Consider the following 11696-nt stretch of genomic DNA (forward strand, 5'->3'; position numbering starts at 1 on the left):
CACGATGAAATCTCTCTTCAGAAACGGGCTGTTCTGGGTGTTCCTCGTGGTGATGTTCGCGTTGCCGGTGCTGCCGGGTGCGGTTCGTGTGCCCGAGTACTGGGTAACGCTGCTTAACTACATCGGCTTGTATTCGATCGTCGCAATCGGGCTCGTGCTGCTCACCGGCATTGGCGGGATGACGAGCTTTGGGCAGGCTGCTTTCGTTGGCGTTGGTGCGTATGCGACTGCGTATCTAACGACGCAGTTCGGCGTATCGCCGTGGCTCGCGTTGATCGTCGGTGTGTTGCTCACGGCGTTGATCGCGTTGCTACTCGGCCTGGTGACGATGCGCTTGTCCGGCCACTTTCTGCCGCTTGGGACGATCGCGTGGGGGCTTGCGCTGTTCTACCTGTTCGGCAATCTCGAGATGCTCGGCAAGTACGACGGCATCAACGGCATTCCGGTACTCAACGTGTTCGGCATTGCGCTCGAATCGGGTCGCCACATCTATTACCTGATCTGGATCGTCGTGCTCGCTGCGGTCGTGTCTGTTCAGAACCTGCTTAATAGTCGACCGGGGCGGGCGATTCGCGCGCTGCGCGGCGGTGGTCTGATGGCCGAGGCGATGGGCGTGAATACGGCATGGATGCGTGTGGTGATCTTCGTCTATGCCGCTGTGCTGGCGTCGATCTCGGGCTTTCTGTACGCGCATCTGCAGCGCTCGGTGAATCCGACGCCGTTTGGTCTGAATCACGGGATCGAGTTTCTGTTCATGGCCGTGGTGGGCGGGGTCGCGCATGTGTGGGGCGCAGTACTGGGCGCAGCCATCCTCACGATCCTGCAGGACTATCTGCAAACCTTGCTGCCGAAGCTGCTCGGTGAGAACGGCAACTTCGAGGTGATCGTCTTCGGCATTCTGATGGTGCTGCTGCTTCAGTATGCGCGTCAGGGTGTGTGGCCTTTCGTTGCGCGACTGTTCCCGCGCGGTCCTCGGGCACACGTGCCGGAGCATGCCGAAGCATTGCCGCAGCGCAGCAAGCCTACCGCCGGCGAATCGCTGTTGAGTGTCGACAAGGCGCGCAAGCAGTTCGGCGGTCTGGTTGCCGTCAACGACGTCAGCTTCGAAGTGCAGGCTGGACAGATCATCGGTTTGATCGGACCGAACGGTGCCGGTAAGTCGACGACCTTCAATCTCGTGACCGGCGTGCTACAGGCGACCAGCGGCGAAATCAGGTTCCGCGGCGAGCGGATCGATGCGCTGAATTCACGTGAAATCGTTAAACGCGGAATCGGCCGGACGTTCCAGCACGTGAAGTTGCTGCCGGGTATGACGGTGCTCGAGAACGTTGCGATCGGTGCGCATCTGCGTGGACATGCCGGCGTGTGGCGCAGCGTCGCCCGGTTGAACCAGGCGGAAGAGGGGCGACTCATGGCGGAGGCAGCGCGGCAGATTCGTCGGGTCGGGCTGGAGCAGCATATGTTTGAGGAGGCAGGCGGTCTCGCGCTCGGACAGCAACGGATTCTCGAAATTGCGCGTGCGCTGTGTTGCGATCCGACGCTGCTGCTGCTCGACGAGCCCGCGGCGGGGCTGCGCTACCAGGAAAAGCAGCAGCTCGCGACGCTACTGCGCAAGTTGAAGGAAGAGGGCATGAGCGTGCTGCTGGTCGAGCACGATATGGATTTCGTGATGAATCTGACCGATCGCCTCGTGGTCATGGAATTCGGCACGCGTATAGCCGAAGGGTTGCCGCAGGACGTGCAGAAAGATCCGGCGGTGCTGGAAGCCTATCTCGGCGGGGTGGAATGATGACGACGCAAGCAAACAGTACCGCGGAGCCGATCCTTAAAGTGAGCAGCCTCGCGGTTCGCTACGGCAAGGTCGAGGCGCTGCACGGCGCGGCGATCGAAGTTCGCGCGGGACAGATCGTGTCGGTGATCGGACCGAACGGGGCGGGCAAGTCCACGCTGCTGAATGCGATCATGGGCGCGTTGCCCGTGATCGGCCATGCGAAAGGGGCGATCGTCTATCGCGGCGAAGACGTTAGTGCGATCCCGGTCGAGAAACGTGTCGCGCGCGGCATGTGTCTGGTGCCGGAGAAGCGCGAGCTCTTCGCGACGATGACCGTCGAAGACAACCTGGTGCTCGGTGCCTATCGGCGCAAGCGCGCCGGCGAACGGAATTATCTTGATCAGCTTGAGCCGGTTTTCGCCCTCTTTCCGCGGCTGAAGGAACGGCGCAAGCAGGCAGCGGGCACGCTGTCGGGCGGCGAACGGCAGATGCTCGCAGTGGGACGTGCGCTGATGGGGAAGCCGGACTTGCTGATGCTCGACGAACCGAGCCTCGGGCTGGCGCCGCTTATCGTGAAAGAGATCTTCCACATCATCAGCGCACTGCGGACGAGCAATGTCGCCACACTGCTGATCGAACAGAACGCGCGAGCCGCGCTGCAGATTTCCGACTACGGCTACGTTCTCGAAACCGGAGAGCTGGCGCTGGAAGGGCCGGCGAGCGAGCTTGCGCAGAATCCCCGGGTTATCGAAACCTATCTGGGTTTGGTGAAGAAAGTCGCGTAACGCATTCGGTTGCGACTGCCGATCGGCAAACCAGGCGCCGTGTTTCACGTGAAACACGGCGCTTTTTTATCGCTAGCCGCTCGGACGAAATTCGGGCCAATAGCGAACCCGCTATAATTCGCGCATACATTTTCCTGAGAAAGGCTTACGCAGGGTTTCTTGCGTGAGATCCGCGATGCTTTATCCCACAGAATTTGACGTAATCGTCGTCGGCGGCGGCCATGCTGGCACGGAGGCCGCTTTGGCCTCTGCGCGCATGGGCAACACGACGCTCCTGCTCACGCACAACATCGAAACGCTCGGTCAGATGAGCTGCAACCCGTCGATTGGCGGGATCGGTAAAGGTCATCTGGTCAAGGAAGTCGATGCGTTGGGCGGCGTGATGGCGGCGGCAACGGACGAGGGTGGCATCCAGTTTCGCATTCTCAATTCGTCGAAAGGACCGGCCGTCCGCGCAACGCGGGCGCAGGCGGACCGTCTGCTTTATAAGCAGGCGATCCGGCATCGTCTCGAGAATCAGCCGAATCTCTGGCTGTTCCAGCAGGCCGTCGAGGATCTGATGGTCGAAGGCGACCGGGTAGTCGGCGCGGTGACCCAGGTGGGAGTTCGCTTCCGGTCACGTGCAGTCGTGCTCACGGCGGGGACTTTTCTCGATGGAAAGATTCATGTCGGCTTGAACAACTACACCGGCGGTCGAGCGGGCGATCCGGCGGCGGTTTCTTTGTCCGCGCGGCTCAAAGAATTGAAGCTGCCGCAGGGACGGCTGAAAACCGGTACTCCGCCGCGTATCGACGGTCGCACGATCGATTTTTCGAAGCTCGAAGAACAACCCGGCGATCTCGATCCGGTGCCGGTGTTTTCCTTTCTCGGCAACGCGGCTCAACATCCGCGGCAGGTGCCGTGCTGGGTGACGCATACCAACGCGCGGACACACGACATCATCCGCAGTGGTCTCGACCGGTCGCCTATGTATACAGGCGTGATCGAAGGGGTGGGGCCGCGGTACTGCCCGTCGATCGAGGACAAGATCCATCGCTTTGCATCGAAAGAGTCGCACCAGATCTTCCTCGAGCCGGAAGGGCTCACGACCAACGAGTTCTACCCGAACGGTATTTCGACGAGCTTGCCTTTCGATATCCAGCTCGAGCTTGTCCGCTCGATGAACGGACTTGAGCACGCGCACATCCTCCGGCCGGGCTATGCGATCGAGTACGACTACTTCGATCCGCGTGGATTGAAGGCATCGCTGGAGACCAAGGTTATCAACGGGCTGTTCTTCGCGGGTCAGATCAACGGCACGACCGGTTATGAGGAAGCGGCCGCTCAAGGTTTGCTGGCCGGTATCAACGCAGGTTTGCAGGTGCAGGGCAAGGATGCGTGGTGCCCGCGCCGCGATCAGGCGTATCTCGGTGTGCTCGTCGACGATCTGGTCACGCGCGGCGTGTCTGAGCCGTATCGGATGTTCACGAGCCGGGCGGAGTATCGCTTGAGCTTGCGCGAAGACAACGCCGACATGCGCTTGACGGAAGCGGGCCGTGAACTCGGTGTGGTCGACGACGCCCGTTGGGACGCATTCAGCCGCAAGCGCGACGCTGTTTCACGTGAAACAGAGCGGCTGCGTGCAACGTGGGTTAATCCGAAGACGTTGCCCGCCGAAGAAGCGACCGCGTTGCTCGGCAAGGCAATCGATCACGAATACAGTCTGGCCGACCTGCTGCGTCGTCCGGGTGTGAGCTACGACGGCATTTGCGGCTTGCGCGACGGCACATGTGGCCCCGCTGAGCCACTCGCCACCGATGAAGTTCTGCTCGCCCAGATCAAGGAGCAGATCGAGATCGCGATCAAGTATCAGGGTTACATCGAGCGGCAGGCCGACGAAATCGAGCGCAATGAAGCGCACGAAAACACGCGGTTGCCCGACGGCCTCGATTACGCCGAGGTCCGAGGTCTTTCGTTCGAAGCGCGCCAGAAATTGACGCAGTTCCGCCCGGAGACGATTGGTCAGGCGTCGCGTATTTCAGGCATCACACCCGCAGCCATTTCATTGCTGATGGTCCATCTGAAGCGCGGCTTGGGGCGGCGTGTGGCAAAACCCGTGGGCAGCGAAAGCAACGGCGACAGCGGCAGCACCCCGGTGGTCCAATGACGGCACAGCAACACCGAAGCACCGGCCGCTCCGATGCCGATCGCGAAGCATGGGCCGTCCTGCTGAAAGAGGGCGCCGCCGAACTGGGCGTTCAACTCAGCGACGCGCAACTGGGCAAGCTGCTCGACTACGTCGCGCTGCTGATCAAGTGGAACGCCGTCTACAATCTGACGGCGATCCGCGATCCGCGCCAGATGGTCATTCAGCACATCCTCGATTCCCTTTCGATCGTTCCGCATCTGGCAGCACGCGGTCCTTCGTCGGCACTCGACGTCGGCTCGGGCGGCGGCCTGCCGGGCATCGTCCTCGCCATCGCATTTCCAGACTGGACCGTCACGCTGAACGACATTGTTCAGAAGAAAACGGCTTTCCAGGCGCAAGCCAAGGCCGAACTTGGGCTGGCGAATCTGTCCGTAGTGACGGGACGGGTTGAAACACTGCGCCCCGGCGTCGAGGTGCCCGGTCAATTCGATGTGATCGTCTCGCGCGCATTCGCAGAGCTCGCGGATTTCGTTACACTGGCCCGTCATCTCGTTGCGCCGAACGGCGCGATCTGGGCGATGAAGGGTATACGCCCCGATGGCGAGATCGAAAGATTGCCGGCCGGCGCCCGCGCGCAGCAGATTATCCGGCTCAATGTGCCGTCGCTCGATGCAGAACGGCATCTGATCGAAGTCATCGTGGACGCGGACAGTCAGCCTCGCGAAGCGTGACACAACAGCACCGCATTATTCCAATCATCCAGGGTCGAAAAGGGACACACCAACGATGGCAAAAATCTTCTGCGTTGCGAACCAGAAGGGCGGCGTCGGCAAGACGACGACAGCAGTCAATCTCGCCGCGAGCCTCGCATCGCAGGGACAACGTGTTCTGCTCATCGACCTGGACCCGCAGGGCAACGCGACGATGGGGAGCGGCGTCGACAAGTCGGCGTGCGAGAGCACGGTGTACGAAGTGCTTGTAGACGGGGTTCGGATCGCGGATGCACGTGTGCGGCCTGAAGCGATCATGTACGACGTGTTGCCGGCCAACCGCGAACTGGCCGGCGCCGAAGTCGAACTGGTCAGTGTGCAGAACCGCGAGCGTCAGCTTAAAAACGCGCTCGAGCATGTCACCGGTGACTACGATTTCGTGCTGATCGATTGCCCGCCGGCACTTTCCTTGCTGACGTTGAACGGCCTGTGCGCAGCGCACGGCGTGGTGATTCCGATGCAGTGCGAATACTTCGCGCTCGAGGGCCTGTCCGATCTCGTGAATACGATCAAGCAGGTGCACGCGAACCTGAACCGCGACCTGAAGGTGATCGGCTTGCTGCGCGTGATGTTCGATCCGCGCATCACGCTGCAGCAGCAGGTATCGGATCAGTTGAAGGAGCATTTCGGCGACAAGGTGTTCGACGTCGTGATTCCGCGCAACGTACGGCTGGCAGAGGCGCCCAGCTACGGTTTGCCGGGCGTGGTGTTCGACCGCGCATCGCGTGGCGCGCAGGCCTACGTGCAGTTCGGCGCGGAAATGATTGAACGGGTCCGCGCGCTTTGACGCGCGGCGATGCATCCCAAGCGGATCGAGGAAGCACGATGAATGCAGTAGCAAGAAAGAAGGGGCTGGGCCGCGGGCTGGAAGCGTTGCTGGGCGGTAGCGCGGATATCACTGAAGCGGTGAAGATCGACAGCGCGCCGCATGTGCTGCCGCTCGGTAAATTGCAGGCTGGCAAGTATCAGCCGCGTACGCGGATGGACGAGGGCGCGTTGCAGGAACTGGCCGCGAGCATTCGCGCCCAGGGTTTGATGCAGCCGATCCTCGTGCGGCCCGTGAACGAAGAGATGTACGAGATCATCGCGGGCGAGCGACGCTTCCGCGCGGCGCGGCTGGCGGGTCTCTCCGAAGTGCCAGTGCTGGTCAGGGACGTGCCCGACCATACCGCCGCCGCGATGGCGCTGATCGAGAACATCCAGCGCGAAGACCTGAATCCGCTTGAAGAAGCGCAGGGCATCCAGCGGCTGCTCGATGAATTCAACTTCACGCACGAGCAGGCGGCCGAATCGGTAGGGCGCTCGCGTAGTGCGGTCTCGAACCTGCTGCGCCTGCTGAATCTCGCGGCGCCGGTGCAGACGATGTTGCTCGCCGGCGATCTCGACATGGGCCACGCGCGTGCGCTGCTCGCCGTCGATGCCGCGACGCAGATCACGCTCGCGAATCAGGTGGTCAACAAGCGGATGTCGGTGCGCGAGACCGAGAAGCTCGTAACAGCCACGACGAAGGCGGCTCCGGCGGTCAAGGCACGCGTGGCCAACGACGGCGGGCGCGATACACGCAGACTCGAAGAAGAACTATCGGATCTGCTCGCGTCGACCGTGAAAATCAAGCTCGGCCGGCGCGGCCGCGGCCATGTCACCATCGATTTCGGTGACCTCGACGCGCTCGAAGGGATTCTCGTTCGACTGCGCGGCAACGCTGCCGCGTGATGACCGTACGCCGTGCAGGATAACGCCAGCGCCGACAGGGCGCCCCAGCCTGTCCTGCGCAGGCTGCTAGGGCTCGCGACGAAGGAGCCGGTACTGTCGGTACTCGTCGTCGCGCTGATCGCCCTGCAGCTGTTTCATCCGAAGCCATGGACCGCGCTGCCGGCGCTGATCGACTGGCAAACGGTGCTGACGCTGGCGGGGCTGCTGATCCTGACGAAGGCCGTTGAATGGTCGGGATTCCTGATGTGGCTCGCGCATCGGGTCGTCCATCACATCCACTCGGAACGTGGTCTTGCGTGCCTGCTGATCGGCCTCGCGGCCGCGCTGTCGACACTGCTCACCAACGACGTTGCGCTTTTCGTCGTCATCCCGCTGACACTGTCGCTGCATCAACTGACGCCACTGCCGCTCCGGCGCCTCGTGATCTTCATCGCGCTCGCGGTGAATGCCGGCTCGGTTCTGACGCCGCTGGGTAATCCGCAGAATCTGTTTCTCTGGCAAACGAGCGGCGTGTCGTTCGGCGCTTTCGTCTGGGCGCTCGCACCGCTGTGCGCGGTGCTGATGGCGCTGCTCTATCTGCTCGCGGTGTTCGCGTTTCGCGCAGTACCGCTCGATCTGTCGAAGGATATCGACGCGCACCCCGTCGACCGCAGCCTGCTCGGCGTGGCCGTGCTGCTGTTTGCCGCGTTCGTCGTGCTGGCCGATGCGCACCACGCGGGAATCGGCCTCGCAGGCGTCGCGATCGGTTTCCTCGCGTGGCGTCCGAAGATCGTGCTGAAGATCGACTGGCTGTTGCTGCTGATCTTCGTGTTCATGTTCGTCGTGCTGCGCAGCGTTGCAGCGTTGCCGGCCGTGCATGAAAACGTCAGCCATCTCGGACTCACGACACCGCTGCGCGCTTATGCCGCCAGCGCCATTTTGTCGCAGGGCATCAGCAACGTACCGGCCGCGATCATGCTGGCCGAATTCACCCGCGACTGGCGTGCGCTTGCGTTCGGCGTCAGCGTCGGCGGCTTTGGCCTTGCGATCGGTTCGCTCGCCAACCTGATTGCCGTGCGGCTATCGGGCGAGCGCGGCATGTGGGGCGCCTTCCACCTTTACTCGCTGCCGTTCTGGCTGCTGAGCGGACTGGCCGGCGGTTTTCTGCTGTCGCATTTCTGACATCGCCTGCGCGGCACACTCGCACGAATTCGCGTGAAAACAGGAGACCGCACAAGACCGGAGCGGCTTTGCATCACGCCGCCTTACAGACACCGCCCGTAACCTTGTCAAGCCGTTTCTTCCGTATCGTGAAGCGACGTTTCACCCAGGCGATTGACGGGCCTAAAGTCTTGAATTGCCTGCAACTATCGCTTACAATCGCCCGGATTTATTTGCTAGGCAACCCCGTAAGTAGCGCGTAAGCCTCGCGGGCTGGAACAGGACTTTGCGGAAGATTGCGATGGCGGGTCAAGCGCCGAACCAAAGGCACGACGAACACCGCGCAGCGCATGATGTTTCTGCCGCGTCGTCCGGTGCAAACCCCGTGTCGCATGAAGACGCGTGGGATGCCGAGCAAGAGGATAAAAATATCGTTCCGCTCACGCGGGCTGAAGCAGAAAAACTGTTTGGCCCCAATGTGAGTCGTCCATCGCGCGTTACGCCTTTTCGGGTTGTGGCTGCGCAAATGGTTTTGTCCCTGGGTGCGACGCTGTTGTGGTGGCTTTTCTTCAAGCCGCCGGGCGCCGCTGCGCTGTCCGCGTTCCTGGGGGGAGCGATCTGCTGGGTGCCGAGCGCGCTGTTCGCGGCACGTCTGAAAACACTGAGTGGCGCCGCGACAGCGATGAGCTGGATGGTCGGCGAAGCGCTCAAGATGGGGGTGACGATTGCGATGTTTGTTGGCATCGCTTTCCGGTACCACGACGTTCAGTGGATCCCGCTGCTCGTGACCTACCTCATCGCGCTGAAGACGTACTGGATCGCGCTCGCCTTGCGGTGACGACGTAACAAACTAATGAGCCGGTGCACAGCACCGGCAAGAGGCGCGCGGCTGCAATACGACGCGACTCGACTCGCGCAGGTCTGTTCCCCGAGGCGCCTAACGGCGCCCGGAACGGCCTGAACCGATTTTCGACAATTTGGGTGGCATTAACGATATGGCAGCTAGCGAAGGCACGCACGCGATGGATCCGTCCGAGTACATCGCGCACCACTTGCAGAATTTTTCCACCTCGCACCAGACGTCGATCATCGATTTCCACGTGTGGAATCTGGACACGCTGTTCTGGTCGATCCTGTGCGGCCTCGCCACCATCGCGATCCTGACAGTTGCAGCACGCAAGGCGACGTCGGGCGTGCCGGGACGTTTCCAGTGCGCGATCGAAATGCTCGTCGAACTCGTCGAAGACCAGTCGAAATCCATCATCCACGGCAATCGCGCGTTTATCGCGCCGCTCGCGCTGACCGTCTTCGTCTGGGTCGCGCTGATGAACTCGCTCGACTTCATCCCTGTCGATCTCCCCGGCCACGTCATCGGCTGGCTCGGTCTGTCGGAAGCCATTCCCCATCATCGCATCGTCCCGACCGCTGACCTGAACGGCACGTTCGGCATCGCGCTCGGCGTGTTCGTGCTGATGATCTATTACAACTTCAAGATCAAGGGCGTCGGCGGCTTCGTGCACGAACTGCTGTCCGCTCCGTTCGGCGCACATCCGCTGCTGTGGATCCCGAACCTTTTCCTGAACATCATCGAGTTCGTCGCGAAGACGGTTTCGCTTGCCCTGCGGCTCTTCGGCAACATGTACGCAGGCGAACTGCTGTTCCTGCTGATTGCCCTGCTCGGCAGCCTCTGGACCTTCGGCGCGGACACGACGGTGCTTGGCTTCGTCGGCCATGTCATTGCAGGCAGCGTGTGGGCGATCTTCCACATCCTGATCGTTTTGTTGCAGGCGTTCATTTTCATGATGCTGACGCTGGTGTACATCGGCCAGGCACACGACAGCCACTAAACAGCGGCCAGTCGGATAAAAGAAGCGTTTTAGTTTTTTTAAATCCCAGTTCCAAAAAGACTTTTCACAAAGGAGTGATCATGCAAGCTTTCATCGCCAACATCCAGGGTCTGACCGCCATCGGTATCGGCATCATCATCGGCCTGGGTGCTGTCGGCGCCTGTATCGGTATCGGCCTGATGGGCGGCAAGTACATCGAAGCATGTGCACGCCAGCCTGAACTGATGAACCCGCTGCAAACCAAGATGTTCCTGCTGGCTGGTCTGATCGACGCGGCGTTCCTGATTGGCGTTGGTGTGGCAATGCTGTTTGCGTTCGCGAACCCGCTGCTGTCGAAGCTGGTAGCAGGCTGAGGTTCCTCGGAAGTGTGCGCCTGATCGCCAGTCGATGAGGCGCAGGGCGGAACGGGTACTAGGCGCTGATCGGGCAATGAATCGATGAGCGCCTTGCCGTTTCACTTTCCGAACCAGTAACGTTTAAGGAAACACCGTGAATCTCAACGCAACCTTGTTTGCGCAAATGGTCGTGTTCCTGATCCTCGCGTGGTTTGTGATGAAGTTCGTCTGGCCACCGATGATCAAAGCGCTCGACGAACGCTCGAAGAAGATCGCCGACGGTCTGTCCGCTGCTGAAAAAGGCAAGGCGGAGCTCGAAGCGGCTCACAAGCGTGTCGACCAGGAACTCGCGCAGGCGCGCAATGACGGTCAACAACGTATCGCTGACGCTGAAAAGCGCGCAGTATCGGTCGCAGACGAAATCAAGGCTCAGGCACATGCCGAAGCAGCCCGTATCGTCGCGCAGGCCAAGGCCGATGCCGAGCAGCAAGTGGTGAAGGCGCGCGAAACGCTGCGCGGCGAAGTCGCCGCACTCGCCGTGAAAGGCGCAGAGCAGATCCTGAAGCGCGAAGTCGACCAGTCGGCGCATGCCGACCTGCTGAATCAACTGAAAGCCGAGCTCTGATCATGGCCGAACTTGCAACCATCGCCCGTCCGTACGCAGAAGCGCTGTTTGGCGTGGCCGAAGCTGGTGACATCGCCGCCTGGTCCACGCTCGTGCAGGAGCTGGCACAGGTTGCGCGTCTGCCCGAAGTGCTGTCGGTCGCTACGAGCCCCAAAGTAAGCCGTGCCCAGGTCAGCGAACTGCTGCTGTCCGCGGTGAAGTCGCCGCTCAAGGACAACGCGCAGGCGAAGAATCTGGTGCAGATGCTGGTCGACAATCATCGCCTGCAGTTGCTGCCGGAAATCGCCACGCAGTTCGAAGCGTTGAAGAACGCTCGCGAAGGCGCAGCCGATGCGTCGATCGTCAGCGCGTTTCCGCTTGAAGGCGCGCAGTTGAACGACCTCATCGCAAGTCTTGAACGCAGGTTCCAGCGCAAGCTGAAGCCGACCGTCGAGGTCGACGCGTCGCTGATCGGCGGCGTGCGCGTGACGGTTGGCGACGAAGTGCTCGACGCCTCGGTTCGCGCACGGCTCGCCAGTATGCAGACGGCGCTTACCGCTTGAAGCGCCTGCAGCGCGTACGCGGCTGGCACGCAACAGAATT

General features: G+C 61.5%; 12 protein-coding genes. All 12 read left to right on the forward strand.

The genetic code is table 11. The features are described 5' to 3' along the window. Positions 1-4 precede the first annotated feature (4 nt). The gene (locus tag M0D65_RS24510) at positions 5-1789 is read left to right on the forward strand and encodes an ATP-binding cassette domain-containing protein (protein WP_266254938.1); all 1785 of its coding nucleotides are present in this window, start codon (positions 5-7) and stop codon (positions 1787-1789) included. Beyond that, entirely contained in the window at positions 1789-2556 is a 768-nt protein-coding gene (locus M0D65_RS24515; RefSeq protein ID WP_266255069.1) for an ABC transporter ATP-binding protein, read from the forward strand. The genes M0D65_RS24510 and M0D65_RS24515 overlap by 1 nt, the downstream gene beginning before the upstream one ends. Positions 2557-2731: 175 nt before the next feature. Further along, positions 2732-4702 (forward strand): tRNA uridine-5-carboxymethylaminomethyl(34) synthesis enzyme MnmG, encoded by a 1971-nt coding sequence (gene mnmG / locus M0D65_RS24520; RefSeq protein WP_266254939.1) that lies wholly within the window; start codon positions 2732-2734, stop codon positions 4700-4702. Continuing rightward, positions 4699-5415 carry a 16S rRNA (guanine(527)-N(7))-methyltransferase RsmG gene (gene rsmG, locus M0D65_RS24525; protein ID WP_266254940.1) on the forward strand — a complete coding sequence of 239 codons (717 nt, stop codon included), beginning with the start codon at positions 4699-4701 and terminating at the stop codon, positions 5413-5415. The genes mnmG and rsmG overlap by 4 nt, the downstream gene beginning before the upstream one ends. Before the next feature lie 55 nt (positions 5416-5470). Next, entirely contained in the window at positions 5471-6241 is a 771-nt protein-coding gene (locus M0D65_RS24530) for a ParA family protein (protein ID WP_266254941.1), read from the forward strand. Positions 6242-6279: 38 nt separating this feature from the next. Next, positions 6280-7167 (forward strand): ParB/RepB/Spo0J family partition protein, encoded by an 888-nt coding sequence (locus M0D65_RS24535; RefSeq protein WP_091017046.1) that lies wholly within the window; start codon positions 6280-6282, stop codon positions 7165-7167. A 54-nt stretch (positions 7168-7221) separates the two neighbouring features. Then, complete coding sequence (locus tag M0D65_RS24540) at positions 7222-8328, forward strand: SLC13 family permease (protein WP_266255070.1); 1107 nt, start codon at positions 7222-7224, stop codon at positions 8326-8328. Between the two features lie 280 nt (positions 8329-8608). Next, on the forward strand, positions 8609-9145 hold the full coding sequence (locus M0D65_RS24545) for an ATP synthase subunit I (RefSeq protein WP_091017048.1): 537 nt from the start codon (positions 8609-8611) through the stop codon (positions 9143-9145). Positions 9146-9302: 157 nt separating this feature from the next. Continuing rightward, on the forward strand, positions 9303-10154 hold the full coding sequence (gene atpB, locus M0D65_RS24550) for a F0F1 ATP synthase subunit A (protein ID WP_091017051.1): 852 nt from the start codon (positions 9303-9305) through the stop codon (positions 10152-10154). An 80-nt stretch (positions 10155-10234) separates the two neighbouring features. Further along, the gene (gene atpE, locus M0D65_RS24555; RefSeq protein ID WP_091017054.1) at positions 10235-10507 is read left to right on the forward strand and encodes a F0F1 ATP synthase subunit C; all 273 of its coding nucleotides are present in this window, start codon (positions 10235-10237) and stop codon (positions 10505-10507) included. A gap of 136 nt (positions 10508-10643) precedes the next feature. Next, positions 10644-11114 carry a F0F1 ATP synthase subunit B gene (locus M0D65_RS24560; protein ID WP_091017057.1) on the forward strand — a complete coding sequence of 157 codons (471 nt, stop codon included), beginning with the start codon at positions 10644-10646 and terminating at the stop codon, positions 11112-11114. Positions 11115-11116: 2 nt separating this feature from the next. Next, positions 11117-11656 (forward strand): F0F1 ATP synthase subunit delta, encoded by a 540-nt coding sequence (locus tag M0D65_RS24565; protein ID WP_091017058.1) that lies wholly within the window; start codon positions 11117-11119, stop codon positions 11654-11656. Positions 11657-11696 lie beyond the last annotated feature (40 nt).

Origin of the sequence: Paraburkholderia sp. CHISQ3, assembly GCF_030464945.1 — a bacterium.
In the GTDB taxonomy this organism is placed as follows: domain Bacteria; phylum Pseudomonadota; class Gammaproteobacteria; order Burkholderiales; family Burkholderiaceae; genus Paraburkholderia; species Paraburkholderia megapolitana.